Source organism: Nocardia sp. IBHARD005, from assembly GCF_052814245.1.
The window spans coordinates 1,334,181-1,359,211 of sequence record NZ_CP199935.1 but is presented as its reverse complement, the minus strand read 5'-3'; the positions used below and the strand labels follow the sequence as shown (position 1 = coordinate 1,359,211).

The 25,031-nt window shown below is 67.2% G+C and carries 25 protein-coding genes and 1 rRNA gene; 12 read left to right on the top strand and 14 right to left on the bottom strand.

The window, feature by feature from the left end:
• Positions 1–37: 37 nt before the first annotated feature.
• From ACTWPB_RS06175 to ACTWPB_RS06160, 4 genes are all read right to left on the bottom strand, one after another.
• A complete protein-coding gene (locus ACTWPB_RS06175; protein ID WP_446224728.1) occupies positions 38–922 on the bottom strand; it encodes a metal ABC transporter permease in 885 nt (294 codons plus the stop codon).
• On the bottom strand, positions 919–1,653 hold the full coding sequence (locus ACTWPB_RS06170; protein ID WP_446224727.1) for a metal ABC transporter ATP-binding protein: 735 nt from the start codon (positions 1,651–1,653) through the stop codon (positions 919–921). Before ACTWPB_RS06170 ends, ACTWPB_RS06175 begins: the two co-directional genes overlap by 4 nt.
• Positions 1,650–2,588, bottom strand: coding sequence for a metal ABC transporter substrate-binding protein (locus tag ACTWPB_RS06165; protein ID WP_446224726.1), 939 nt, complete (start codon positions 2,586–2,588; stop codon positions 1,650–1,652). Before ACTWPB_RS06165 ends, ACTWPB_RS06170 begins: the two co-directional genes overlap by 4 nt.
• A 67-nt stretch (positions 2,589–2,655) precedes the next feature.
• A complete protein-coding gene (locus tag ACTWPB_RS06160; RefSeq protein ID WP_446224725.1) occupies positions 2,656–3,030 on the bottom strand; it encodes a cupin domain-containing protein in 375 nt (124 codons plus the stop codon).
• Positions 3,031–3,109: 79 nt separating this feature from the next.
• Here ACTWPB_RS06160 and ACTWPB_RS06155 point away from each other — a divergent pair, with 79 nt between their 5' ends.
• A complete protein-coding gene (locus ACTWPB_RS06155) occupies positions 3,110–3,550 on the top strand; it encodes a MarR family winged helix-turn-helix transcriptional regulator (protein WP_446224724.1) in 441 nt (146 codons plus the stop codon).
• 211 nt (positions 3,551–3,761) lie between these two features.
• Positions 3,762–3,995, top strand: coding sequence for a hypothetical protein (locus ACTWPB_RS06150; RefSeq protein WP_446224723.1), 234 nt, complete (start codon positions 3,762–3,764; stop codon positions 3,993–3,995).
• A 45-nt stretch (positions 3,996–4,040) separates the two neighbouring features.
• On the opposite strand, the gene ACTWPB_RS06145 is transcribed toward ACTWPB_RS06150, so the two are convergent.
• Positions 4,041–4,820 carry an amidase family protein gene (locus ACTWPB_RS06145; RefSeq protein WP_446224722.1) on the bottom strand — a complete coding sequence of 260 codons (780 nt, stop codon included), beginning with the start codon at positions 4,818–4,820 and terminating at the stop codon, positions 4,041–4,043.
• 69 nt (positions 4,821–4,889) lie between these two features.
• Between ACTWPB_RS06145 and ACTWPB_RS06140 the strand changes: the two genes are divergently transcribed.
• On the top strand, positions 4,890–6,344 hold the full coding sequence (locus tag ACTWPB_RS06140; protein WP_446224721.1) for an AIM24 family protein: 1,455 nt from the start codon (positions 4,890–4,892) through the stop codon (positions 6,342–6,344).
• Positions 6,345–6,405: 61 nt separating this feature from the next.
• On the opposite strand, the gene ACTWPB_RS06135 is transcribed toward ACTWPB_RS06140, so the two are convergent.
• On the bottom strand, positions 6,406–7,698 hold the full coding sequence (locus tag ACTWPB_RS06135; protein WP_446224720.1) for a hypothetical protein: 1,293 nt from the start codon (positions 7,696–7,698) through the stop codon (positions 6,406–6,408).
• A 422-nt stretch (positions 7,699–8,120) separates the two neighbouring features.
• On the opposite strand from ACTWPB_RS06135, the gene ACTWPB_RS06130 reads away from it, so the two are divergent.
• The 4 genes from ACTWPB_RS06130 to ACTWPB_RS06115 all read left to right on the top strand — a co-directional run bounded on the left by ACTWPB_RS06130 (position 8,121) and on the right by ACTWPB_RS06115 (position 10,837).
• The gene (locus tag ACTWPB_RS06130) at positions 8,121–8,681 is read left to right on the top strand and encodes a hypothetical protein (protein ID WP_446224719.1); all 561 of its coding nucleotides are present in this window, start codon (positions 8,121–8,123) and stop codon (positions 8,679–8,681) included.
• A 112-nt stretch (positions 8,682–8,793) separates the two neighbouring features.
• Positions 8,794–9,939, top strand: a complete 1,146-nt coding sequence (locus tag ACTWPB_RS06125; RefSeq protein ID WP_446224718.1) for an acyl-CoA dehydrogenase family protein — start codon at positions 8,794–8,796, stop codon at positions 9,937–9,939.
• Positions 9,940–10,168: 229 nt separating this feature from the next.
• Positions 10,169–10,624: a DUF4254 domain-containing protein gene (locus tag ACTWPB_RS06120; protein ID WP_446224717.1), complete on the top strand. Its 456-nt coding sequence runs from the start codon at positions 10,169–10,171 to the stop codon at positions 10,622–10,624.
• Positions 10,625–10,630: 6 nt separating this feature from the next.
• Positions 10,631–10,837 carry a hypothetical protein gene (locus ACTWPB_RS06115; protein WP_446224716.1) on the top strand — a complete coding sequence of 69 codons (207 nt, stop codon included), beginning with the start codon at positions 10,631–10,633 and terminating at the stop codon, positions 10,835–10,837.
• Between the two features lie 74 nt (positions 10,838–10,911).
• Here ACTWPB_RS06115 and ACTWPB_RS06110 read toward each other — a convergent pair whose 3' ends face one another.
• Both ACTWPB_RS06110 and ACTWPB_RS06105 read right to left on the bottom strand, forming a co-directional pair.
• On the bottom strand, positions 10,912–11,433 hold the full coding sequence (locus ACTWPB_RS06110) for an Rv3235 family protein (protein WP_446226248.1): 522 nt from the start codon (positions 11,431–11,433) through the stop codon (positions 10,912–10,914).
• Between the two features lie 187 nt (positions 11,434–11,620).
• Entirely contained in the window at positions 11,621–12,463 is an 843-nt protein-coding gene (locus ACTWPB_RS06105) for a DUF72 domain-containing protein (protein ID WP_446224715.1), read from the bottom strand.
• 161 nt (positions 12,464–12,624) lie between these two features.
• Here ACTWPB_RS06105 and ACTWPB_RS06100 point away from each other — a divergent pair, with 161 nt between their 5' ends.
• From ACTWPB_RS06100 to ACTWPB_RS06085, 4 genes are all read left to right on the top strand, one after another.
• The gene (locus ACTWPB_RS06100; RefSeq protein ID WP_446224714.1) at positions 12,625–13,845 is read left to right on the top strand and encodes an MFS transporter; all 1,221 of its coding nucleotides are present in this window, start codon (positions 12,625–12,627) and stop codon (positions 13,843–13,845) included.
• Positions 13,846–13,897: 52 nt separating this feature from the next.
• The gene (locus ACTWPB_RS06095) at positions 13,898–14,098 is read left to right on the top strand and encodes a hypothetical protein (RefSeq protein ID WP_446224713.1); all 201 of its coding nucleotides are present in this window, start codon (positions 13,898–13,900) and stop codon (positions 14,096–14,098) included.
• A 153-nt stretch (positions 14,099–14,251) separates the two neighbouring features.
• Entirely contained in the window at positions 14,252–15,454 is a 1,203-nt protein-coding gene (locus tag ACTWPB_RS06090; RefSeq protein WP_446224712.1) for a L,D-transpeptidase, read from the top strand.
• Positions 15,455–15,528: 74 nt separating this feature from the next.
• Positions 15,529–17,043 carry an LCP family protein gene (locus tag ACTWPB_RS06085; RefSeq protein ID WP_446226247.1) on the top strand — a complete coding sequence of 505 codons (1,515 nt, stop codon included), beginning with the start codon at positions 15,529–15,531 and terminating at the stop codon, positions 17,041–17,043.
• 51 nt (positions 17,044–17,094) lie between these two features.
• On the opposite strand, the gene fadD32 is transcribed toward ACTWPB_RS06085, so the two are convergent.
• Together fadD32 and ACTWPB_RS06075 are read right to left on the bottom strand one after the other, a co-directional pair.
• A complete protein-coding gene (fadD32, locus tag ACTWPB_RS06080; protein WP_446224711.1) occupies positions 17,095–18,978 on the bottom strand; it encodes a long-chain-fatty-acid--AMP ligase FadD32 in 1,884 nt (627 codons plus the stop codon).
• A gap of 54 nt (positions 18,979–19,032) precedes the next feature.
• Positions 19,033–20,268: a KasA/KasB family beta-ketoacyl-ACP synthase gene (locus tag ACTWPB_RS06075; protein WP_446224710.1), complete on the bottom strand. Its 1,236-nt coding sequence runs from the start codon at positions 20,266–20,268 to the stop codon at positions 19,033–19,035.
• A gap of 215 nt (positions 20,269–20,483) precedes the next feature.
• On the opposite strand from ACTWPB_RS06075, the gene ACTWPB_RS06070 reads away from it, so the two are divergent.
• A complete protein-coding gene (locus ACTWPB_RS06070; RefSeq protein WP_446224709.1) occupies positions 20,484–21,476 on the top strand; it encodes an acyl-ACP desaturase in 993 nt (330 codons plus the stop codon).
• A gap of 18 nt (positions 21,477–21,494) precedes the next feature.
• Here the strand turns inward: ACTWPB_RS06070 and ACTWPB_RS06065 are convergent, their stop codons facing one another.
• From ACTWPB_RS06065 to rrf, 4 genes are all read right to left on the bottom strand, one after another.
• Positions 21,495–22,787, bottom strand: a complete 1,293-nt coding sequence (locus tag ACTWPB_RS06065; protein ID WP_446224708.1) for a diguanylate cyclase domain-containing protein — start codon at positions 22,785–22,787, stop codon at positions 21,495–21,497.
• A gap of 35 nt (positions 22,788–22,822) precedes the next feature.
• On the bottom strand, positions 22,823–23,632 hold the full coding sequence (locus ACTWPB_RS06060) for an SAM-dependent methyltransferase (protein WP_446224707.1): 810 nt from the start codon (positions 23,630–23,632) through the stop codon (positions 22,823–22,825).
• A gap of 345 nt (positions 23,633–23,977) precedes the next feature.
• Positions 23,978–24,673, bottom strand: coding sequence for a YdcF family protein (locus ACTWPB_RS06055; RefSeq protein WP_446224706.1), 696 nt, complete (start codon positions 24,671–24,673; stop codon positions 23,978–23,980).
• 206 nt (positions 24,674–24,879) lie between these two features.
• Positions 24,880–24,996, bottom strand: a 5S ribosomal RNA gene (gene rrf / locus ACTWPB_RS06050).
• Between the last annotated feature and the right edge of the window lie 35 nt (positions 24,997–25,031).

Genomic DNA, 25,031 nt, shown 5'->3' with positions numbered 1-25,031 from the left:
GACACCGATCTGATCCGCCGTCGCCGGGCCGGGACCGCTAGCCGACGACCCCGATGGTGGTCATCGTTTTCCGGGCGCGCGACGCGGTGATCCGGCGGCCGATCACACCGTGGCGAGGAGCGAAGAGGTAGACGAAGGTGAACGCGACGCCTTGGGTTACCACGACCATGCCGCCCGCGGCGGTATCGAGGTGGTAGCTCATGTAGAGGCCGGTGACCGCGCACACCACCGACACAGTGGGGGCGATGACGAGCATGCGGGAGAAGCGGTCGGTGAGCAGGTAGGCGGTGGCGCCGGGGATGATCAGCATGGCCACCACCAGCACCACACCGACGGCCTGCAGCGCGACCACCGAGGTCAGGGCCAGCAGGGCCAGCAGCGCGGTGCCGAGGACGCGGGGGTTGAGGCCGATGGCGTGGGCGTGGGTGGCGTCGAAGGCGTAGAGGGTGAAGTCGCGGCGTTTGAGGACAAGGGCCACCAGGACAATCGCGGCCAGGATCATGATCTGGATCATCTCGCCGCGGCTCACGCCGAGCAGATTGCCGAAAACGATGTGGTTCAAGTCGGTTTGACTCGGTGTCACCGACACCAGCACCAGGCCGAACGCGAACAGGGTGGTGAACACGATGCCGATCGCGGCGTCTTCTTTCACGCGGCTCGTATCGCGAACGACCCCGATCAATGCGACAGCGAGGAACCCGAAGATCACCGCGCCGACGGCGAACGGCCAGCCGACGATGTAGGCCAGCACCACCCCGGGCAGCACCGCGTGCGAGACCGCGTCACCCATCAGCGACCAGCCGATCAGCACCAACCAGCACGACAGCACCGCGCACACCACCGCCGCCGTGACGGTGGTAGCCAGCGCACGCACCATGAATTCGTAGCGCAACGGGTCGATCAGGAATTCCTCGAGGCTCATCGGTCTCCGTCCACATCCAGGCCGAAGGCCTTGGCCAGGTTCTCCGGCCGCAACACCACTTCGGGGTCGCCGTGTTCGAGCACCCGGCGGTTCAAAAGCACTGCCTCGTCGGCCAGTTGGGGCAACGCGTGCAGATCGTGGGTGGACACCAGAATCGTGGCCCCGTCGGCGGCGAGCTCGCGCAACAGCGCGGTGATGGTCGCCTCGGAACGCTTGTCGACACCGGCGAACGGCTCGTCGAGCAGCAGGATCGTGGCTTCCTGGGCGATGCCGCGGGCGACGAACGTGCGCTTCTTCTGACCACCCGAGAGCTGCCCGATCTGCCGGTCGGCGAGGTCGGTGAGCTCGACGCGGGCCAGCGCCGCGTCGACGGCGGCACGGTCGGCCTTGCTCGCCCGGCGGGTGAACCCCATTTTCCCGTAGCGCCCGGTCATCACCACATCGCGCACCGACAACGGGAAAGTCCAGTCCACGTCCTCCGATTGCGGCACGTAGCCGAGGCTGCCCGCCTTGCGTGCGGCAGCGGGGGCGAGACCGTTGATCAGCACCCGGCCGCGGTCGGGCGTCACCAGGCCCATCACGCTCTTGAACAGCGTCGATTTGCCGGAGCCGTTCATGCCGATCAGCCCGCACACCCGGCCCGATTTCAACGTCAGTTCGACATTGTCGAGCGCGAGCACATCACCGTAGTGGACTGTCACGTCCTGGATTTCGACGACCGGTGCGGTCATTTCGGCGCTCCGGCGAGCGCGGCCGCGATGACATTCGCATCGTGGCGGATCAGCTGCAGATAGGTCGGCACCGGACCGTCGGCTTCCGAGAGCGAGTCGACGTAGAGGACGCCGCCGAACCGCGAGCCGGAGGCTTCGACCACGCGTTGCATCGGCGCGTCGGACACCGTCGATTCGCAGAACACGGCGGGCACGCCGCGCTGGCGGACGAAGTCGATGGTCGAGCCGATCTGCTGCGGGGTGGCCTGCTGTTCGGCGTTGACCGGCCAGATGTACTTCTCGGTGAGCCCCGCGTCACGCGCGAGGTAGGAGAACGCGCCCTCACAGGTGACCAGGGCGCGCTGGTCGGCGGGCAGGGTGTTCACCGCGGCGACCAGATCGTCGCGCACGGCGCCGAGCTGTGTTTTGTAGGCGTCTCCGTTGGCACGGTAGGCGTCGGCGTGTTCGGGGTCGAGGTCGGTGAACGCGCGGACCATGTTGTCGACGTAGATCTGCGCGTTCACCGGCGACATCCAGGCGTGCGGATTGGGCTTGCCCCGATAGGCGTCCTCGCTGATATCCATCGGCGCCACCCCCTCGCTGACCACCGCGTGCGGCACATCGAGATCGGCGACGAACTGGCTGAACCAGGCCTCGAGGTTGAGCCCGTTGTCCAGGATCAGGTCGGCCTCGGCCGCCTTCTTGATGTCCCCCGGCGTCGGCTCATAACCATGAATCTCAGCCCCCACCTTCGTAATCGATTCCACCCTCAGGAGCCCGCCTGACACATTCCGAGCCATGTCGGCGAGCACCGTGAAGGTGGTGAGGACTACCTTCTTCCCGTCGTCATCGGAGGTGCTCCCACCGCAGGCAGTCAGCGCGAACGCCATGACACTCAGAACACATGCCGCAAGCACCCGGCGTCGCTCCGGAGAACGGTAGAAACCAACCTTCATTCCAGAATTATAAAGTTCGGGTACCCGAACTTTCAAGTTCAGGCCTTGAAACAGTCGGCGAGACGGCTCAGGATGCCCAGGGCGGGGTGAAGGTTGAGCCATCGGGGAGCTCCGCGGCGAAGCCGACGCGCACGGTCACCAACAGCACGGCCGGCTCGTCGGCCGAGTTCGCGAGGGCGATCATCGCGCCCCCGGGCGCAACCGCCGCGTCGCCCGGTTTCATCAGCGCGGATTCACCATCGATCGTCATGGTCACCTCGCCCGACAGCAGAACGAAGGCCTCCTCCCCCAGGATGCGATGTGCCACGCCCACCGAGCCGGCACGGAACTCGGTCTGCCAGACGCACAGTTCGGCACTGCCGGTGCCGGGACGGACGAGCGAGGTGAACCGAGCGTTGTGCACCTCGTGCACCTGCGCGTCGGTGGAGCGGATTACCGGCATTCGAACCTCCATAAAGTCAAGTAACTTGTCTATATGGTCAAGTAGATTGACTATCGTGTCAAGTGCCAGAATGACTGTCGTGCCCGCGAACGCAGACCTCCCCCTCCTGCTGCTCGCGGCAGCGGCCGAGGTAACCCAGGCGGTGCACGCCGGGGTCACCGCTGCGGGGTTCACCGATATCCGGCCGGCGCACGGCTTCGCCTTCGTCCGCATGGCACCCGACGGCGCGACGGTCGGGGAGATCGCCGAGTACCTCGGCGTCACCAAACAGGCGGCCAGCCAGCTGGTCGACGAGCTGGTCACCAAGGGCTACGCCGACCGCAATCCCCACCCGCGCGATGCGCGCGCCCGCCTGATCACCCTCACCGACCGCGGCTGGGCGTGCACGCGAGCCGCCGACGCCGCGCTGGCCGAATTCACCCTGAGCTGGTCGGACACCCTCGGCGCGACCACCCTCACCCAGCTCAGCAAGGCATTGGGCCGGGTTGTCACCCCGGGACGAGTCCGCCCGAGCTGGTGAACCGTCATCACGGCCGTAACCAAACCGCGCGAGCCGACGATTTCATAGTGGGTACTCATTAATCCGAAGAACTGCATTTTCAAAACCTGCGCGATGTTACGGCGAGCGGCATACTCTCGGATCGAGCGGTGACGCGCCACCGCGGCACTCGGGCCGACGGTCCGGGTTGCGCACTCGTCACGTCATCGTTCGCCGCGATCCCGGAGGGTCAATGTCAGTCCTAGCCACCGCTTCATCCACCGTCGACACCGTCACCCGGCACAAGTACGAGCGGCTGCAGTACACCGGCTCGGCCGGCGTCGTGGCCTCGCTCGAGGACGCGCGCCTGGTCGATCGTTGGCGTGCCGATTACCCCGGCTGGGATGGCGAGCACTGGGCATTCGACGCCGGCACCGACAGCCCGGGACGGCTGCGCCCGATCAATGTCGCGGCGCGCAACAACTGATCAGCACGGCGGCAAACGGCTGATCAGGCGGTGCGCACCGCCTGATCAGGCCGCACCCGCGGCGGTGGCCCGGTCGATGATCCGTGAGAACGGGCTCGCCGCTTCCAGCTGGTAGGCCAGGTCGCGCAGGGTCCGTTCGTCACCACGGCGGCCTGCGAACTGGATCGACCCGGGCAGACCGCTCGGCAGCCGACCGTGCGGCAGCGAAATGCCAGGCCCCCCACCGACACTGTTGAGCGGGGTGAAGCCCACGTAGTCGGCCAGTTTGGTGAACAGCGCGTCGAAGGGCTGGCCGGGCGCGAGCTCGCCGATGCGCGGCGCGGGATGGGAAAGCACCGGGGTGAGCAGCACGTCCACCTCGGCGAAATGCCTGTCGTAGGCCGCCACGCCCCCGCGCAACCGCCACGTCGAGGCGGCCACACCGAGCGGATTGCGCTTGGCCAGCACGATCAGACCGGTGGTGAACGGGTCGAGTTTGCGCCGATCGAAGTACCCGCGGTGCCCCAGCCGGAACGACAGCGCCATCGCCGCGGCCATCACCGCCCAGTACTGCTTGAAGTCCTCGACGAAGCGCGGATCCACGTCAAGGCGCATCTCGACGACCTCGTGACCGAGGCCTTCGAGCACCTTCGCCGCGGATGCCAGGACGACGCCGTTGTCGGCGTGCACCGTCCGGCCCAGGACATCGGCGGTGATCAGGCCGATCCGCAACCGTCGCGCACTCGGCCACTCGACCAGCCCGACCGGCGTCAGGTTCGACTTCGCGCCGAAGCGCGCGACGAGCAGGCAATCGATTGCGCCACGACGCTGGCAAAGCGGCGACATACACGGCACTATCGAGATCGTGGATCTCATGAAAATCGGACAAACCACCCGATCTTCGGACGTTGTGTCGTGACCGCACTCGCTCCCGGCGAGAACCGGCCCGCGCCCGGCGATCAGTTGACCGTCACCGTGGCGAGTTCGGCGTCGGTCGATGTGTCCGCGCTCCTGGTGAACAGCGCGGGCAAAGTACGTTCTGACGCCGACTTCGTCTTCTTCAATCAGCCCACCGGACCAGGCGTGGTGTACCGGCACGGCAACGGCGGGCCCGACGTGGTGGCTGTGCAGACCTCGGCATTGCCCGCCGATGTGGACAAGGTGGTGGTCACCGCGAGCCTGGACGGTCGTGGACCCGCGACCTTCGCCTCGGTCGGCGCACTGACCACCACCATCGAATCCGGCTCCACCGCACTGACTTTCCCGATTTCGGGGCTCACCACCGAGAGCGGTGTCGTGTGCGTGGAGATCTACCGGCGCAGCGGGGCGTGGAAGGTTCGGGCGATCGGACAGGGCTACGACGACGGATTGGCCGGTATCGCTTCGGCTTTCGGCGTCGATCTCGACGACGAGCCCGAAGTGCCCGCCGCACAGAACGTTCCGATGCCGCCGAGTCAACCGCCTGCCTACCCATCCGCGGGCGCAACCGCACCCCCGTCGACCTCTCCCCATCACGGCAACCCCGTTGCGCCGGGCCAGTTCGCGCAGCCGCCCGCTCCCCCACCTTCAGGTCAGGGTGGCGCGGGCCAGTTCGCCCCACCACCAGCGCAACCCTCGTTCTCTTCTCAGCAAGGAGCCCAGCCCGTGCACAGCGACCTGTTCGACCCCTCGCATGCCGAGGTCAACGGCCTCGGTATCCAGAAGCAGGGCGGCAAGATGGTGAAGGTCGGCATGAACGGGGAGGTGATGGCGCGGGCCGGGTCGATGGTGGCCTACCAGGGTGACCTGAAATTCGAAGCGCAGGGCTCTGGCGGCATCGGCCGCGCCATCCGTCAGCACCTCACCGGCGAAGGTGTGCCGCTGATGAAGGTGACCGGCCGCGGCGACCTCTTCCTGGCCAACAGCGCCGCCGACGTGCACATCATCGACCTCGACGGCACCGACGGCCTCACCATCAACGGCGCCAACGTGCTCGCCTTCGACTCCACGCTGCGCTACGACATCGGCCGCGTCCAGGGCGCCGCGGGTTACGCGTCCAACGCGGGCCTGTTCAACTGTGTCTTCACCGGCCGCGGCCGCATCGCCATCACCACCCACGGCACCCCGGTCGTGCTCACCGTCGACCAGGCCACCTACGCCGACCCCAACGCCGCCGTCGCGTGGTCATCCAGTCTGCACACCGGCATCAAACGCAATGACTCGTTCGGCCTCGGCCGGCTGATCGGCCGCAGCACCGGTGAGGCGAGCACCCTCGCGTTCTCCGGCCGCGGTTTCGTCATCGTCCAGCCCTCCGAGCTCCCCCCGGGCGGCCTCATCGGCGGCACCGGCGGCGGCCAGCAAGCAGGCACCGGCGGCGGCATCTTCGGCTGACCCCGGACACAGAAAAGGCCGATACCCGCTCCGTCGCGGGTATCGGCCTTTTCTGTGTCTGCTAGTTCGCGCGCTCCTTGCGGGCCTGGCGGCGGGCCTCACGCATGTCGTTGAGTTCCTGCTCCAGACTTTCCGCGATGCGGAACTGGCCGGTGTCGTAGATGCTCGTCGGCTCGATCGCCTCGTAGCCGAAATTGGCTTCGGCGAACGCCTTCTCGACGCGGGCCTCGATATCGGAGATGGCGCTCTTGCGGGCGGCCGGGACCGAGTCGGTGGCCGGCTCGGGCCTGACCGGTTCCTTGGGGGGCTCCGGCGCCACCATGGGCGCGGGGGCGGATTTCTTGGCGGTGGCTTTGTCCGCGGAGGACGGTTTGCCGATCCCGAATCGCTTGCGCTTCTCCGGCACGCGGCCGTTGCCGTTGGTGATCGGCTCGGTGGGGGTCCAGGCGGGTTCGCGGGTGAGCGGGGTGGTGGGCGCGGTTTCGGCGGGGGCGACCGCTTCGGCACGAGCCGCGCCCGTCATCGGCGGGGTGTAGGTGAGGCGGATGCCCTCGGTGCTCTGGCGGGCGAGCAGGCCGTCGGCGGGGTCGGGCATGTCCCTGACCTGGCTGGTCGCGCGGGTGATGGCAAGACCGTAGCGGGCACTGACCGCGTCGTGGATCAGCAGCGCGACACCGATCATCACCGGCGCGACCGCGTGCACGGCGACGTCGTACCAACGCCCGTCGCGCACATAGGGATAGGTGTTGAGGGTGACAGTCAGGCCGAGCAGCGCGAGCTCGGCGAGCGCGACCTGACGGCGGTTGTCGATCACACCCCACTCGGCGACCTTGTTCGTGCCGACCATGATGATGATCAGACACACGCTGATCATCGCCTCGAGCAGGTAGCTGAACCAGAACAGCGGATCGCTCGGCCCGCCGGGCGCGATGTTCTGCTGCACGTTCACCGCCGACCAGAGCATGCCGGCGCCGACGACGCCCGCCAGCGCCTTGAGCGACCACGATCGGTGCCGGTACAGCGAAGCCAGCTTCGCGTGCGGGCTCGATTCGCGCCGCTGGGAGGCCATCGCCCTTCTGGCGAGCAGCAGATCTCGCATGTCGGCCTTCTCGATCGCTTCGGTGGTCTGTCGGCTCCGGTCCGACGCGGACGCCATCGCCTGGGTGTGCTTCCAGCGCTGCTCGCGATCCTGTTCGCGGATGCGTTCGGCGAGTTCGCGTTCGGCGCGCAACTCGTCTTCGGAGAGCGCATCGGTCAGGGCCGGATCGAATTGGTAGGCGAGGCGCCCACGGGCACGTTCGACTCGCTGGGCGAGCTGGCTGACGTCGTCCTCGAGACCGGACTCGATCGTCATGCCAGACCACCGCCCCGGGCGCGCGAAGGCAGGCAGGTGACCACACGTGTGAACGGCACACCGCATTCTTAGTCGATATACCCTCGAGCGCGAAACCGATGCTCCCGCACGGCTCCCCGAACACGGCGCGCCGCGCGCGACACGCCCAACAATTTCGGCCGGTGACCGGATCTGCGAAGATAATCCCCCGCCGCCGCCGGAGCCAGAGTTTCCAGAGGTTCGGTGCCCGACCGTTGCCGAACACCGCTCGCGGACAGCCCGACCCGGCCGGATCAGCGCACTGCGCGCAACCCCCGCCGGACCGCCGACCGGTTCGGAGGAAACTCCATTTCACCGGACGACGCGAACCACGGGCACCTAGGGTTGGGCCGGGCTGCCGGGGGGTTCGTGCACGCCCGTGAGATCTACTCCGGAGTGACGAATTGACCGAGCACACAAGCGAACTCGACCAAGCGATCGCCGAACGGCTCGAACCGTGGACCGCACGGCTCGGCGCCGACCGCCAGGCCTACTTCCATCATGTGCTTCGGGTACTGCGCGCGGCCGATCTGCTGTTCGCCCACAGCGGCGAGCCCGGACCGCCACCGAGTGCGCGCGAGGAGTTCCGCACCGCGGCGACCTTCCACGATCTCGGCATCTGGGCCGCGGGTACGTTCGACTATCTCGAACCGTCGTGCGCGCTGGCGGGCGACTGGCTGATCGCGCACAACCGTGAAGACATCGCCGAGCTCGTCACCGAGATGATCCGCGACCACCATCGGGTGCGCTCGGCGGGCAAAGCCACCGACCCGGTCGAGCTGTTCCGGCGAGCCGATCTGATCGACGTGACATTCGGCGCGCGCCGCTACGGCCTGCCCTACGCGGCCTGCTCCGCGCTGATGCGGCGATACCCGGACAGCGGGTTCCACGTCAAGCTCGTGGAGCTGACGGTGCGGCGCGCGCTCATCCATCCGCTCTCACCACTGCCCATGATGCGCTGGTGAGACGCTATTTCGGCAGCACTATTGTCACTACGCCAATACTGCGGCACACTGGTATCCGTAACCACCGGTCACGCCTGGACCGGTGCTGTGCCGAGCCGAACAAGGAGACTCGATGGCCGCCAACCGGTCCAGCTGGATGAACGAGGACCTGGACGCCCTGCGGGACATGACCCGCGCGTTCATGGCCAAGGAACTGGTCCCCAATATCGACAAGTACCGCGAGCAGCACCACGTCGACCGCGACCTGTGGAACAAGGCCGGCGAGGTCGGCCTGCTGTGCATCTCGATCCCCGAGGAGTACGGCGGCGGTGGCGGCACCTACGCGCACGAGGCCGTGCTCATGGAGGAGCAGGCCCGCGCGGTCGACACCTCGTGGGGCATCAGCCTGCACAACGGCATCGTGGCCCACTACGTCCTCGCCTACGGCACCGAGGAGCAGAAGAAGCACTGGCTGCCGAAGATGGCCAGCGGTGAGGTCGTCGGCGCCATCGCGATGACCGAGCCCGGCACCGGCTCCGACCTGCAGGCCGTCAAGGCCAAGGCGATCCGTGACGGCGACGAGTACGTCGTCAACGGCTCCAAGACCTTCATCACCAACGGCGCGCAGGCCGACCTGATCATCGTGGTCGTCAAGACCGACCCCACCCAGGGCGCGTCCGGCGTCTCGCTGGTGCTGGTCGAGGCCGATCGCGCCGGTTTCCGTCGCGGCCGCGTGCTCGACAAGATCGGCCAGAAGGGCCAGGACACCTCCGAGCTGTTCTTCGAGGATGTGCGCATCCCGGTGACCAACCTGCTCGGCACCCAGGAGGGCCAGGGCTTCTTCCAGCTGATGCAGCAGCTGCCCCAGGAACGCCTGATCGTGGCGATGGGCGCGGTCGCGGGCATGGAGGTCGCCCTCGACCACACGCTGCGCTACACCAAGGAGCGCGAGGCGTTCGGCCGTCCGGTGTTCGGTTTCCAGAACACCAAGTTCAAGCTGGCCGAGGTCGCCACCGAGGCGCGTATCGCCCGCGTGTTCATCGACGACTGCGTCGAGAAGCACATCCGCGGCGAGCTCGACATCCCGACCGTCGCCATGGCGAAGTGGTGGACCACCGACAAGGCGATGCAGATCGCCGACACCTGTCTGCAGCTGTTCGGCGGCTACGGGTACATGAACGAGTACCCGATCGCGCGCATGTGGGTCGACAACCGCGTCCAGCTGATCTACGCGGGCACCAACGAGATCATGAAGGAAATCATCGCCCGGAGCCTGTGATACTCCAGCTCCATCGGTGATCCCGACCGGCCGCGAACAGTTGTCCGCGGCCGGTTTTCGCTGTTGAGGGGTCATTTCGTGACCTATCCGCCGTCCCCTCCGAGACGAATGTCCTTCGACAAGCGGCTACATTTGCGACGGCGAGGACGGTGCGGCAACAGTGGACACGGACGGCAGCGGTTCGACGGGACGACCCGGACCGGAACCGGTACTGCCGGACCGAGCACAGATGATGCAGGCGGTGTGCGGGGTCGCCGTCGACGGCGATCCAGTCCTAGCCGCCGCGCACGAACTCGCCACCCTGCACGAACGCCGCGAACAACAGATTCCCGGCGATACCAGCGACATCGATTGGGCGCGTGCGCGTCTGGTCTGCGAGATCGACCGCTGGGTCGTCATCCGCTCGCCCACCCCGGCGACCTCGGCACCGATGCACACCGAGAGCATCGGCGCCGTCGTCGACCGGATGGCCCATTTCGCCGCGCTCACCTATCACGCGCTGGCCTGCGGCGCCGAAGCCGAACTGCGCGCCGCCCAACTGCGCCTGCACGAATTGGCCTGTGGCTACGACGATCTCATCGCCGAAGTGGCCAGTGGCGCTCGGCGACTGCCTGACGGACTCGACGGCGACACACCGGAAAGCGGTGGGGCACAACCAAGCCGGAACGATCCACCTTCCCGATAGCGGCTGGTGCGCTGCCGGGGCACCCGGCTGCGCATCTACGAACGCGGCTACACCGTCCACTTCCACCGCATCGCCGCCCCAGCCGCACTGGCCTGGACCAGCAAGACCCGCAAGCAATACTCCGGCCCGCACCCCGACCACACCCTCGGCAGCCTTTCCGATCGCAATCACCGTGCACCCCATGACTTCCCAGAAGTCTTCGCGCTGCGCTGAGGTTCCAGTAGCGGGGCCATGTGCCGCGCAGTCCTTGTCGGCAAGGCCAGGGAGGCATCAGCTGTTCGACGGCGTCAGAACATTCGGACCGCAACCAATCGCCAACTGTCCTTGGATGATTCGATCCGACCCGCGATGGCCAACGTCCGAGGGCCGCGCTGGTAGGAAGCGAAGACTTCGGCGGCATCGCCCTGCGCGGGAGTCAGGTGGACGCGAGTCAAGGTGGCGGTCCCGAGGGTTCGGTCGGGAGCCGAGTCCTGCGCGAGCATCGTGTTGATGGCGGCCAGCGCCTTCGCGTCGGTGAACGCGCGCAGATGAGCCGACGATCTGCGCCGATCGACAACCTCGAGCAGCAGCCGCAAGACCTGCTCGGTGAATCGCTTCGCACTCGTTGATGATCCGGTGGCAGCCGGCGCGACCCGCGGGCACGACGCACGCACCGCCCTGCGGATACCGGCCGGTGTTCCACCTGTCGCCCTCCGCCGAACCGATCCCCTAACCGGCTGGGGTCCAACGACATTCACGACCTCGGACCGATGCGCCGCGGCCCCGCCCTCCAACTGCGGCTCGCAATGCGGCGCGGGCGACAACAACATTCCATCCGTAGACATGCTCGTCCCCTTCGAGTTCGTCCACCCACTCCCCAGTGGTGGCGCACAGCATGACACAGGGGTACGACAAGTGTTCGTGAAATCGGTGCCGGTCACCTCACGTTGTCCGCCCCTGCGCGTCCTGCCCACATCACGGCGTCCGGCCCGAATCCGCTCGGTTTCAGCCAAGGCCTCAGAACAGCGTCATCGGTTCATCGGGCACAGGGATGGGCTGCGCGGGCAGATCCGGGACGATCGCGCGGACTTCGTCGTGGAAGCGGCGAGCCAAACCGCGGGCGGCGGCGTTGTCGGGGGTGTGCACGAAGACCGTGGGCGAGCGGCCTTCGCGCAACCAGCCTGCGACGGTCTCGACCCACGGCGCCCAGCCCGCAACGGTGCGGTCGGCGTCGGCTCGGCCGTGGTAGCGCACGATCGGATACTCGGTCAGCGCCCGCATCCGGCGCGGGACGCGAGGCTTCTTCGCCCTGGCCTCGTATTCGGAGGGGTCACCCGGCGGCCCGTCGAACAGGACAGTCGTATCGAAGGGCACCCATTCGGCCCCGATCCGCCCGAGCACCCGCTCCAGCTGCACCGCGGTCCGCTCGTCTTCGAAGAACGCCGGATGACGCACCTCCACCGCGCACCGCAGCCCACCGGGCAGCTCACGCTGGAAACGGGCAAGCGCGCCCAGATCGGTCGGCCCGAACGACGCAGGCAACTGGATCCACAGCGCGTGTACCCGCGGCCCGAGCGGTGCCATCACGTCGAGAAACGCGCCGAGTTCGGCACCGGCGCCGACGAGCCTGCGCTCGTGCGTCACCGCCCTCGGCGGTTTGAGCACGAACCGGAAATCGGGCGCGGTCTGCCGGGCCCACGACTCGACCGTGGACGCCGACGGCGTCGCGTAGAACGTGGTGTTGCCCTCGACCGCCCCGCAGTGCCCGGCATAGGCACGCAACCGCTCCCCGGGCGCCGGCATCCGCTGCTGCCACTGGGGATGGGTCCACATCGCACACCCCATCCGCAGCTCACGCACAGGCCGACGGTAATACAGCGACCAGCCGCGCCTAAAATAAGACCGGTTGCCACCATTCGCCCCTGTGCGCGGGTGGCGGGATCGACGGTCCGCGAGCGGACCGAACGCTCCGCCCCATCCACGCCGGATTTCCGGTGTGCGCACGACGGAAAGGGCCTGTGATGGCGATTCTCACCACCGAGCGGCCCAGTGCTGTCTCGGCAACCCGCGCCTGGCTCGGCGTGTCCGCCGCCATGGTCGCGATCGCGTGGGGCGGCAACGAGTTCACACCGCTGCTGGTGATGTACAAAGCCCACGGTCTCGCGCTGACCGCGGTCGACCTGCTGCTGTTCTACTACGTCCTCGGCATCGTGCCCGCCCTGCTCATCGGCGGCCCGCTCTCGGACCGGTTCGGCCGCCGCCCCCTGATGCTGCCCGCGCCGCTGATCGCCGCGGCCGGTTCGCTGCTGCTGGCTGCGGGCGCGGCCTCGGTGCCGATGCTGGCGGCCGGGCGGATGCTGTGCGGTGCCGCGCTCGGACTGGCGATGGCGGTCGGTGGCAGCTGGCTCAAGGAGCTCTCGCAACCACCGTTCGCCGCGGCCGCCGCGGGCCGAGGCGCTCGCCGATCCGCGATGAGCCTGACCGCCGGGTTCGCCCTCGGCGCGGGTGTGGCGGGAACCCTCGCGCAGTGGGGTCCGCTGCCCGATTCGACGGCCTATCTCGTCAACGCGGCGCTCTGCGTCGCGACCGCTTTCTGGGTGGCCCGGACGCCGGAAACCGTGACCCGCCCAGCGAATCCGGGCAGGCTGCGCGAGGACCTGAAGATCCCCGCCGCCGGGCACCGACGGTTTCTGCGCGTGGCGGTGCCGATCGCGCTGTGGCTGTTCACCGCCAACGCCACCGCCTACGCCGTGCTCCCGACGCTGATGTTGCCGCGCGTGCAGCAGGCCCCGATCGCCTTCTCCGCCCTGGTCACCATGGTGACCCTCGGCTGCGGATTCACCATCCAATCGGTGGCGCGACGCATCGACCGCCCCGGCACCGCACGCGCCGCGATCGTCGCACTGGTGCTGCTCACCACGGGAATGGTCCTGGCCGCGTGGACGGCGGCGACCCTGAGCATCTGGATGACGCTGCTGACCGCCGTCGTACTCGGCAGCGGCTACGGCATCGGCCTGGTCGCCGGCCTGCAACAGGTCGAGCGCATCGCGGGCCCCGGCGACCTGGCCGGTCTGAACGCGGTCTTCTACTCGGTGAGCTACCTCGGCTTCGGCGTGCCCGCGGTCCTGTCGGCCCTGCACAGCGGCCTCGGCTTCGGCTACCCCGCCATGTTCGGAGTCACCGCAGTGATCGCCGCGGGTTGCCTCGCCCTGGTAGCCGCCAACTACCGCGAGCGGGCATAAAGGACCAGCCCGGTCCGCTCGAACCCGACACCCATCATCACCGCGCACTACGGTGAACGAGGTGCGCGACCCTGTTGAAGTCCTCCTCCGCTGGCAGGATTCCGGCGCGATCTGGCGGGTCGTAGGGCGCCGACCGGACTCCGTGACCATCGCCCTGTACGAATGCACCGGCGGACAGGAAGTAGACCGCTTCACCTCCACCGATCCCGCCCTCCTGCGGTTTCTCGGCGAACGCGCCAGCAGCGAGGACTGACCCGCCCGCATCGAACGGGGTTACGCTGGTTGGCGCTATCGCTGCACGCCCGTCGGCCTGCGCACGGCCGGATCGCCGAGTGAGGAGAGCCCATGTCGATCGACGTCGAGGTCAGCCCGCGGAGCTGAGCGGCACCGAGCACAGGAGGCGCGCATGTCAGGACGACGTTTCCGAGCCGGCCTCGCCGCCGGGCTCATGGTGCTGGTCGCGGCCTGCGGTGGCTCGCCCACCGAGCCCGAATCCGCCGCCCCACCGGCACCGGCGATCTCGGTAGCGCCCGAAGACGGCGCGACCGAGATCGATCCGCTCAGCCCGGTCCGGGTCAGCACCAGCGACGGGCAGCTCACCGCGGTCACGATGACCAACGAGCAGGGCGGCACGGTCGAGGGCATCCTCACCCCCGACCAGTCGGCATGGAAACCGTCGGAACCACTCGGCTACGGCCGCACCTACACGGTCACGGCCGAGGCGGTGACCGTCACGGGCCAGGTCGGGCCGATCACCTCGTCGTTCACCACCCTCGCGCCGAACAACCAGACCAAGGTCTTTTTCCGGACCACGGGCGGCACCGAACTCTCCCCGTCGGGCACCTTCGGCGTCGGCACCGTCGTCGTCGCGCACTTCGACGAGGATGTCCCCGATCGCGCGACGGCGGAAAGGCACCTGGCGGTCACCACCGATCCGCCCGTCGTCGGCTCCTGGTACTGGCTCGACAACCGCAATGTCCACTGGCGCCCCGCGAACTACTACGCGCCCGGCACGACAGTGACGCTCACCGCCGACATCTACGGCAAGGACCTCGGTGGTGGCCTCTACGGCCAGGAAGACACCGAAACCAGCTTCACCATCGGGCCCTCGCACGTCTCGATCGTCGACGACAACGACAAGCAGGTGCAGGTGTACGAGAACGGCACGCTGATCAAGACGATGCCGACCTCGCTCGGCATGGGCGGCAGCCAGACCGTCGCGGGCAAGACCATCACCTTCTGGACCCAGCCGGGGATCTATACCGTGATGGAGAAAGGCAATCCGGTGGTCATGGACTCCTCCACCTACGGTCTGCCGGTGAACTCCCGGCTCGGCTACAAGGAAACCATCGGCTGGGCGACCAAGATCAGCACCGACGGCATCTACCTGCACCAGCTCGACGACACAATCTGGGCGCAGGGCAACACCAATGTCTCACATGGCTGCCTCAACCTCAGCGGCGCGAACGCCCGCTGGTTCTACGATTTCTCCCAACCCGGCGACGTGGTCGAGATCAGGAACACCGGCGGCGCCCCGCTCGAGGTGTGGCAGAACGGCGACTGGAGCGTGCCGTGGGAACAGTGGCAGGCAGGTAGCGCACTGCGGTGAACGGGGACAACGACTTTCCGGCGCCGCCGCGCCCGGAGACGACACGGCCGGGACCACAGCGCGTCGGCAGGCACATCGCCGCCGGCCACCGCGCGCCCCGCCGTGGACGCGCCCGCCGAGCCGGGTTGATCATGGCCAGGCTGCTCGTGGCGACGACCGCGCTGGCCGTGCTCGCGGGCACCGGCCTGGCCTGGTCGGCCAAGCAGGACTTCGATTCCGGCTTCACCCACTCCACCGCGCTCGATACCGATGCCCCACGTTCCGGCGGCGGCGCCGTCAATATCCTGCTGATCGGTTTGGACACCCGCAAAGACCTCAACGGCAACGACCTGCCGAAAGAGGTACTCGATTCGCTGCACGCCGGTGACGGTACCGAGGGCGGCTACAACGCGAATTCACTGATCCTGCTGCATATTCCGGCCGACAAGAGCAAGGTTGTCGCCTTCTCCATCCCGCGCGACGACTACGTTGCCGTGACCGGTATCCCCGGCTACCAGCAGATCAAGATCAAAGAGGCATACGGCCTGAAAAAGGCGGCGGTACAAGCGAAGTTGATCGAGCAGGGCGAGAAGGATCCGGTGGTGCTCGAGCGCCGCGGCCGCGAGGCCGGACGCGCCTCCATCGTCACCACGGTCCGCAATCTCGTCGGGGTGCCGATCGACCGCTTCGCCGAGATCTCCCTCGCGGGTTTCTACGACCTGGCCACCGCGGTCGGCGGCGTCGACGTGTGCCTGAACCACGCCGTCGACGACAGCGAGTTCTCCGGCGCGGTCTTCCCGGCGGGCACCCAGCATCTCGACGGTTCGCAGGCGCTCGCGTTCGTCCGCCAACGCCACGGCCTGCGCAACGGCGACCTCGACCGCACCCACCGTCAGCAGGCGTTCCTCACCTCGGTCGCCAAGTCGCTCAGGGACTCCGGAACGCTGACCAACCTGAGCAAGCTGTCGGCACTGATGGAGGTGGCGCACCGCGATGTGGTGCTCTCCAACGGCTGGAATCTGTTCGACTTCGCCCGCGACCTCGGCGCCGCCGGTTCGGTGCCGGTGGAGTTCCGCACGCTGCCGGTGGTGCGCTACGACGTGATCGACGGCCAGGACGTGAATATCGTCGACCCGGCCGCGATCAAACGGGAGGTGCGCGCGGCTTTCGGCCAGGAGGCACCGAAAACCACTACCACGGCACCGATTCCGGCGAGCGTGGTCGATGTGCACAATGTGGGCACGATGAAAGGTCAGGCCGCGGTGCTCTCGGCCGCGCTGACCAGCCGGGGCTACGGCGCGGGCCTGATCGGCAACGGCGATTCGAGCGATGGTCTGTATTCGACCATCACCTACGGCCTCGGTGCCGCCGACGACGCTCGCGCACTGGCGGAACTCCTTGGTGGACTACCGGTTTCCGCGTCCCCCTCCGTGCAGGACGGCCGCATCCGGGTCGCCCTCGGCGCCGACTTCACCCTGCCCACCGAGCTGAGCCCGGCGACATCGACGACCGCACCCCCGACCACCACGACGTCCGGCTCGATGCCACTGCCCGACACGGGAAAACCGCTGTCCACCACTATCGGCAGCGCCATCCCCTGCGTCAACTGAGCAGTTCGGTGCCCCGTTCGGCCACCGGAGTATCCAGTGGCCGAACGGTTCTCACTCCTCCGGGGCGTCCGGATATGCCTGCTGCCGGTATCCACCGCGCAGCGTTCCATCCAGATACGCGGCCTTGCAGGCCCGCCGCGCGATCTTTCCGCTCGACGTCCGCGGAATCGACCCCGCGGGCACCAGCAACAGATCCCGCACCATCACCCCGTGCCTGCGTGCGATTGCCGCACGCACCATATCCGTGATCGGTCCCGGCTCGAGTTTCGCCGCACCCGTGCCTCTTTCGGCGACGATCACCAATTGCTCCGCCGCCGGATCGGACCGGGTCCCGGCCTCGAGCACCGGCGCGGGCAGCTGCCCCGCCTGCACCGAGAAGGCCGCGATGAAACCGGGCCGAAGGGCCGTACTGGCTTCCTGCGCCGAGTATTCGAGATCCTGCGGATAGTGGTTGCGCCCGTCGACGATCACCAGATCCTTCACCCGACCGGTGATGAACAGCTCGCCGTCGTGATAGGCACCGTAATCGCCGGTCCGCATCCACTTCGCGTCATCGGGCGCACCCTCGGCGCGACTACCGACCGGCATGCGCGCGACCACCCGGTTGTGGAAGGTTTCCGCGGTCTCCTCCGGCCGCCCCCAGTAGCCGATGCCCATATTGTCGCCGTGCAACCAGATCTCGCCGACCTCGCCGTCGCGACACTCGACCCCGGTGCCCGGGTCGACGATCACCGCCCACTGCGACCGCGCGACGTGTCCGCACGACACCTGCGCCACCGCGTTCGCGGCGTGCTCGTCGCACTCCACCATCCGGCCATCGTTCAACTGCCCGCGATCGACATAGACCACCCGCGCCTCGTCGTCGCGCTTGGTCGCCGACACGAACAGCGTCGCCTCGGCCATCCCGTAGCACGGCTTGATCGCGGTCTTGGACAGCCCGTACGGCGCGAATGCCTCGTTGAACTTGCGCATCGAGGCCACCGACACCGGCTCGCTCCCGTTGATCAGTCCGATCACATTCGACAGGTCGAGGGACTCGTCGCCCTTGGGCAACCCACGCATCGCCGCATGCTCGAACGCGAAATTAGGTGCTGCCGAATAGATTTCGGCGCCATCAGCCTGGGCGGCCAGCTCCTTGATCCAGCGCGACGGCCTGCGCACGAACGCGCTCGGCGACATGATCGTGATGAACTTGCCGCCGATGGTCGGCAGGATCACCGTGAGCAGCCCCATGTCGTGGAACAGCGGCAGCCAGGTGACACCGCGCGCGTTCTCGGTGATGCCGATGGCGTCGATCATCTGCAGCAGATTGGTCCCCACCGAGCGGTGGGTGATCTCGACACCGGCGGGCACCCGCGTGGATCCGGAGGTGTACTGCAGGTAGGCCACGCTGTCGATATTGATGTCGGGCCTGCGCCAGCGCGTGCCGACGGTGTCGGGAATCGCCTCGACCGCGATGATTCTCGGCCGTTGCGCGGCGGGCTGTTCGCGGAAGAAGTTACGCACCCCCGCGGCCGCGCTGCCGACGGTGAGCACCGCGGCGGGTTCGCAGTCGCCGAGAACGGCATGCAGCCGGTCGCTGTGGCCCTGCTCCTCCGGATCGAACAGTGGCACAGCCACATTCCCCGCGTACACCGCCGCGAACAGCGCGACGACATAGTCCAGGCCCTGCGGCGCCAGCACCGCCACCCGGTCGCCGGGCTCGGTCACCTGCTGCAATCGCGCGGCGACCGCGCGCAGCCGCACGCCGAATTCGCGCCAGGTCAGTTCCTGGTACTCCCCCTCACGTTCGGTTGAATAGTCGATGAAGCGGTAGGCCAGGTCGTCCCCGTTGGCCTCGCTGTGTTTGTCGACGAAGTCGATCAAGGTCTGATCACCGGAAATCCGGATAGTCCCCAGTTCGTCTACATAGTCGTCGAAAGTCTCGCCGATCATTCCCAATCCTTTTCAACGCACATTGACCGGTACCCGCCATGGATGGGCGAATCGTCAATACCGCCCGAACGAGATCGCCACGTTGTGACCGCCGAAACCGAAGGAGTTGTTCACCGCGTAATCGATGCGACCGCGCCGCGCCTGACCCGACACCACGTCCAAATCGATAGCGGGGTCCTGATTGTCCAGATTCAGGGTGGGCGGAACGATGCTGTCGCGCACACTGAGCACGGTCAGGACCGATTCGAGCGCACCGACCGCACCGATCGAATGCCCGAGTGCCGATTTCGGCGCGTACACCGAGGCGTGCGAGCCGATGGCCTTGCTGATCGCATTGGCCTCGGCGGTGTCACCGATCGGGGTCGCGGTGGCGTGGGCGTTGATGTGGGTGACGTCGGTACGGCTGATCCCGCCGGTCTGCATCGCCCGCGTCATCGCCCGCGCGGCGCCGGTGCCCTCGGGATCCGGTGCGACGAGATGGAATCCGTCGGAGGTGACGCCCGCGCCGAGCAGCCGCGCGTGAATGGTCGCGCCACGCGCCTTGGCGTGCTCCTCGGTCTCGATCACCATCATCGCGCCCGCCTCGCCGAAGACGAATCCGTCGCGGTCGGCGTCGAAGGGACGCGAGGCCGCCTTGGGATCGTCGTTGCGGGTACTCATTGCCCGCATCTGCGTGAACGCCGCGATCGGCACCGCCTGGATGGACCCCTCCACACCGCCGGTGACCACCATGTCGGCGTCGCCCATCACGATCATCCGCCACGCGTTGGCGATCGCCTCCGAACCCGACGAGCAGGCCGATACCGGCGTGGAAACTCCCGCGCGCGCACCCAATTCGATGCCGACACAGGCCGCGGGGCCGTTGGGCATGATGGCCTGCACGGTCAGCGGCGAGACCTTGCGGTAGCCGCCGTTGCGGAGCCGGTCGCGGGCGTAGATCAGCGATTCCGCCCCGCCGAGGCCGGTACCGATCGAGACGCCGAGCCGGTCGCGGTCCACGTCGGGGCTGCCCGCGTTGCGCCACACCTCGCGGCCGAGGACCACGGCCATCTGCTCGACGTAGGACAGCTTGCGCGCCTCTTCGCGGGTGAGCGAGAGGGTGGGCGACACCTTCAGGTGGCCGCCGATCCGCACAGGCAGTTCGAAGTCGTCGATGAAGGAGTCTTCCAAGACGTCGATCCCGCTCTCGCCGTTGAGCAGACCTTTCCAGGTCGAGTCGACGTCGCCCGCGATCGACGTGGTCGCCGCCAGGCTCGTGACCACGATGTCCGTCATAATTTTTTCGCTCACTCTCTCTAGCTATGCCACGACTGAACGGGAACCGCTGATGGAGCTGAACTGGTGGAGCGTATATGCACACGGCGCGACGCGCCCAAATTCTTCGAACAGTGCGTAAGAGCACCGTGTCGTTTCCAGGCGCCATGCGCCGGGTCTATTGTGACGACGGGCAACACTACCGGACCGACGCAACTCTCGCTTTTCACTAACCGGAAAGGGCAACGAGCGTGGCCAGGAACCTGACCCAACTGGAACTACTGATCGAGCTGGAACCGATCGCCGCGAGCAATGTCGACCGGCATCTGTCGATGACCAAGGACTGGCACCCGCACGATTATGTGCCGTGGGACCGTGGCCGCAACTTCGCGTCCATGGGCGGAATCGATTGGGACCCAGAACAATCCGCGCTCAGCGAACTCGCCAAGGCGGCGATGGTCACCAACCTGCTCACCGAGGACAACCTGCCCTCCTACCATCGCGAGATCGCCGAGAACTTCTCCGAGGACGGCGCCTGGGGCACCTGGGTCGGCCGCTGGACCGCCGAGGAGAACCGGCACGGGATCGTGCTGCGCGACTACCTCGTGGTGACCCGCGGGGTCGACCCGGTCGCGCTCGAGCAAGCACGAATGATCCACATGACCAACGGATATTCGGCGATGGCCGTCGTGGACGACAAGGCGCCGGGCTTCGACATCCACACCTCGACCGGCGCCGGATTCCTGTTCTCCGTCGCCTATGTGACCTTCCAGGAACTGGCCACCAGGGTCAGCCACCGCAATACCGGTCGCGTCTGCGACGATCCGATCGCCGACCGCATGCTCGCCCGCATCGCCGCCGACGAGAACCTGCACATGATCTTCTACCGCAACCTGTGTGCCGCCTCGCTCGACCTGGCCCCCGACCAGACCGTGGAGGCGATCAACATCATCGTGCAGAACTTCCAGATGCCCGGTGCCGGCATGCCGGGCTGGCGGCGCAACGGCGTGCTGATGGCCAAGCACGGCATCTACGATCTGCGCCAGCATCTCGAAGAGGTACTGATGCCGCTGCTACGCAAGTGGAACATCTTCGAGCGCAATGACTTCGGGCCGCGGGGCGAGCGCGCTCGCGAGGATCTGGCAGCCTTCCTCGAGCGGCTGGGCGGAGACGTCCTTCGCTTCGAGGAGCAACGCGATCGCTCACTGGCACGGGCGGCCGAGCGCGAGCAGCAAGCGGTCTGATCGACTCCGGCCCGGCCGCTACCGGGCCGGATCGCGGCGCGCGTCGTTCTTGTTGCGATACATCGCCGCGTCGGCGGCATGCACCAATTCGTCTACGGCGGTGGGCAATTGCTCGAAGAAGGCGGTACCGATGCTGGCGCCGACGGCGAGCACGTGTCCGTCCACCCCGAGCGGTTCGGTCAGTGCCGACAGCAGCTTGTCGGCCAGCCGCGCCAATTGTGTTTCACCGGAACAATTTTCGATCAGAACAAGGAACTCGTCACCGCCGATGCGGGCGGCGATCGCGTCGTCCGGGCGCACCGTGTCGCGCATCCGGTCGGCCACGACCTGGAGCACGCGGTCCCCGACCATGTGCCCCCACAGGTCGTTGATCTCCTTGAAGCCGTCGAGGTCGAGATAGCAGACCCCGACCGGGGGATGCGCGTCGGCCAGCCTGTTGAACAGGTGCGGGCGGTTCGGCAAGCCGGTGAGTGCGTCATGATTGGCGTCGTGCCACAGGCGGTCGGCGAGTTGCTTGCGCTCGGTGACATCGACCGCGACGCCGATCAGGAACTCTATGCTGCCGTCGGTGCCCCGCACCGCCGACATCGACAGGTCGATCGCGGTGGCCCGGCCGTCGGCGTGCAAGTGCTCGGTCTCGGTGCGAAAGCTCTCGGTTTCGCCCGCGACCATGCGCTGCAGTTGCTCGAACGCGAAGTTCAGGTTCTGGGGGCCGAGAATGTCGGCGACAGTCCGGCCCGGCATCGTCTCCGGGGTCCGGCCGAGCATCTGAGCCAGGGTGGCATTGCAGTTCACCACCTGACCCGACATGTTGACAGTGCCGATACCGACAAGGGCGCCGTCGAAAACCGCCTCGAAACGGGCTTCCGACAACGCCCGGCGGGTCTCAGCTTCCTGAGCCGCTGCGAGCACCGCGGCCAGCGTGGCCTCCTGCTCGGCCAGCGCGGCCGCCCGCAACGCCGCGGTGAAGCCGGCGGCGAAGTCGGCGGCAAGGCCGATCGCCCGGTCGCGGATCTGCGGCAGGGCGGGGTCGCCCGGGCCGTCGGCGGCGATCTCGACCAGATCGGCACACATCACCGGCACCGAACGGCTGACCGCCGACGGATCACGATAGTTGGCGGCGACCAGCATCCGAGCGGCGCGGCGCGCGATATCGGGATCCTCCCCGCCACGCGCCGCCTCGATCAGACCGGTGCACAGGGCAGCCAGCATCTCTTCGATCTGGGAGCGGTTGAGGGTAGGAGCTACAACGCCGTCGAGGGCATCTGCCCAACGCTGCGCCAGCTCCCACGACCCCACTGCTTCATCCACCTGTCATCGTCTATCGCACCGCCATGTCAGGCGGCTTACACCTTGATCGCGACTCCGCCCATACCGAGCGAACGGCCTGGCTTCTCGTGCTGATCGCGCTCGGATTCGGGGCGCCACAGCGGCAGCTCGACAACGCCGGGCTCGACCGAATCCCATCCCTCGAACAAGGCGACGATCTCATCCTTGGTCCGGAAATGAATACCGACCTTGGTTTGGTTCACCGAGTGCTGTCCCAGTTTACCGGCGTCGTCGGGGCGAAGCTCGGACGTGAGATGTGAAATGGCTATGAAACTACCCGGCGCCACCACTTCGCGCAGCGCGGACACCTTGCCGACCGGATCGTCGATATCGGGCACCAGATGCAGCACCGCGATCAGCAGCAATCCCACCGGCTGCTCGAAATCGATCAGCCCGGTCTCGCGTACCGCGGCGACCAAGTCATCGGATTTGCGCAAGTCCGCCTCGATCGCACCCGCGCGCTCGTTGCCCTGCAAGATGGTTCGCGAATGGGCGACCGCCACCGGGTCGATGTCGACGTAGAGCACCCGCGCCTGCGGGTCCAGCTCGTGCACGATCTCGTGCACATTGCCCGCGGTGGGGATGCCCGACCCGATATCGAGGAACTGCCGGATCCCCGAGTCGAGCATGAAGCGGACAGCACGGCGCAGGAAGGCGCGATTACTCAGCGCCAACCGCGGCAGATCGGGGACGAGCGTGATCGCCAACTCCGCGGCGTCTCGGTCGACCGCGAAGTTGTGCGAGCCGCCGAGCAAAGCGTCGTACATCCGAGCCGGACTCGGATGCTGCATATCGACACCTTCGGGCGCCCATACCGGCCGATCCATCGAATTCCCCTGTCTGCCACTACCGCCCTGCGCCATCGCAACCCGCGATGACGCCACACGCATCGTAAACGGCGGCACCGACATCGGCGCGGGTATCAATTATTAGCGAGGGTCATGTACTCAACTAACGGTGCCGTAGGGCTGGGCACGATGAACAGTCCGACCCGATCGCACGTCTACTTCTCTGTGCCGTAGGGCTGGGCGCGATGAACAGTCCGACCCGATCGCACGTCTATTTCTCGGTACCGTAGGGCTGGGCGCGATGAACAGTCCGACCCGATCGCACGTCTATTTCTCGGTACCGTAGGGCTGGGCGCGATGAACAGTCCGATCCCGATCGCACGTCTATTTCTCGGTACCGTAGGGCTGGGCCCATAGGGGCGCTACGTCCGGGGTCATAGTGGCGACTACCGGGATGCCTGCGGCCAGGAAATTGTCCAGGGCCCGGCGCATGTGGTCGGCGGAGGTGATGAGGACCGCTTTGGTCACGCCGAGCGCCTCCATCATGCGCGCCGAGAACTCGGCATTCTGCACGGTGGAACCGGCTTCGGTTTCCGCGTGCAGCCGCTCCTTGGCGACACCGCGAATATTGAGCCAGTCGGCCATCACCTGCGCCTCGGTGACACCGTTGCGCGGATTGCCGCCGGTCACGATAACCGGGGAGGCAGGTGACATATAGGCCTGAATCAGCGCCGCGTGCAAGCGATTACCCAGTTCGGGCCGCATCGTGCCATCGGGCAGCAGGCCGTATCCGAGCACCACGATCGCGGTCTCGGGGCCGTAGGTGGCGGGCAGCTCGATCCCGGCGAGGCCGGCGACCGAACCGACAGCGCCGACCAGCGGGTCAGCAGCGGGCGCTGCGGTGGCGGGTGGCGCGGTCGCTATCGCACCGATCAATGCGGCAGGTAGCACGAGGGCTGCCGCACAACGGCGCAGTGTCTGGTGAGTGAGCAGTGTCTGGTGAGTGAAGAGCCAGTCCATGGTGACCTCCCGAAGCGACGTCGGATCATCGTCGCTCACCAGGACCCGAGACACGCCCATTTCTGAAATGTTGGTGGTTCTCATCTGCCTCCCCGAGACTTATGCCGGACGTGGGGTGCGCGGAGAGTCAGGTCGGCGGTCCGGCGGGCGTGATGGTGGAACCGGGCCGGGCGTTCCCGGTGAGTTACCCATGTGCTCACGAAATCAGTTGTCACGGAACGCAAAAAGGCCCTCCAACCGAAGTTGGAGGGCCTTTCGCAATGATGTTCCGGCAGTGTCCTACTCTCCCACACCCTGTCGAGTGCAGTACCATCGGCGCAGGTGGCCTTAGCTTCCGGGTTCGGAATGGGACCGGGCGTTTCCCCACCGCTATAACTACCGTAACTCTATGAAACCAGACAGCGCTCCCCACACAACA

What these genes read in the sequence shown, in the direction of transcription:
- ACTWPB_RS06175 (WP_446224728.1), bottom strand. Translation starts at nt 922, where the DNA reads ATGAGCCTCGAGGAATTCCTGATCGACCCGTTGCGCTACGAATTCATG.
- ACTWPB_RS06170 (WP_446224727.1), bottom strand. Translation starts at nt 1,653, where the DNA reads ATGACCGCACCGGTCGTCGAAATCCAGGACGTGACAGTCCACTACGGT.
- ACTWPB_RS06165 (WP_446224726.1), bottom strand. Translation starts at nt 2,588, where the DNA reads ATGAAGGTTGGTTTCTACCGTTCTCCGGAGCGACGCCGGGTGCTTGCG.
- ACTWPB_RS06160 (WP_446224725.1), bottom strand. Translation starts at nt 3,030, where the DNA reads ATGCCGGTAATCCGCTCCACCGACGCGCAGGTGCACGAGGTGCACAAC.
- ACTWPB_RS06150 (WP_446224723.1), top strand. Translation starts at nt 3,762, where the DNA reads ATGTCAGTCCTAGCCACCGCTTCATCCACCGTCGACACCGTCACCCGG.
- ACTWPB_RS06145 (WP_446224722.1), bottom strand. Translation starts at nt 4,820, where the DNA reads ATGTCGCCGCTTTGCCAGCGTCGTGGCGCAATCGATTGCCTGCTCGTC.
- ACTWPB_RS06135 (WP_446224720.1), bottom strand. Translation starts at nt 7,698, where the DNA reads ATGACGATCGAGTCCGGTCTCGAGGACGACGTCAGCCAGCTCGCCCAG.
- ACTWPB_RS06125 (WP_446224718.1), top strand. Translation starts at nt 8,794, where the DNA reads ATGGCCGCCAACCGGTCCAGCTGGATGAACGAGGACCTGGACGCCCTG.
- ACTWPB_RS06120 (WP_446224717.1), top strand. Translation starts at nt 10,169, where the DNA reads ATGATGCAGGCGGTGTGCGGGGTCGCCGTCGACGGCGATCCAGTCCTA.
- ACTWPB_RS06110 (WP_446226248.1), bottom strand. Translation starts at nt 11,433, where the DNA reads ATGTTGTTGTCGCCCGCGCCGCATTGCGAGCCGCAGTTGGAGGGCGGG.
- ACTWPB_RS06100 (WP_446224714.1), top strand. Translation starts at nt 12,625, where the DNA reads ATGGCGATTCTCACCACCGAGCGGCCCAGTGCTGTCTCGGCAACCCGC.
- ACTWPB_RS06090 (WP_446224712.1), top strand. Translation starts at nt 14,252, where the DNA reads ATGTCAGGACGACGTTTCCGAGCCGGCCTCGCCGCCGGGCTCATGGTG.
- fadD32 (WP_446224711.1), bottom strand. Translation starts at nt 18,978, where the DNA reads ATGATCGGCGAGACTTTCGACGACTATGTAGACGAACTGGGGACTATC.
- ACTWPB_RS06060 (WP_446224707.1), bottom strand. Translation starts at nt 23,632, where the DNA reads ATGGATCGGCCGGTATGGGCGCCCGAAGGTGTCGATATGCAGCATCCG.
- ACTWPB_RS06055 (WP_446224706.1), bottom strand. Translation starts at nt 24,673, where the DNA reads ATGGGCGTGTCTCGGGTCCTGGTGAGCGACGATGATCCGACGTCGCTT.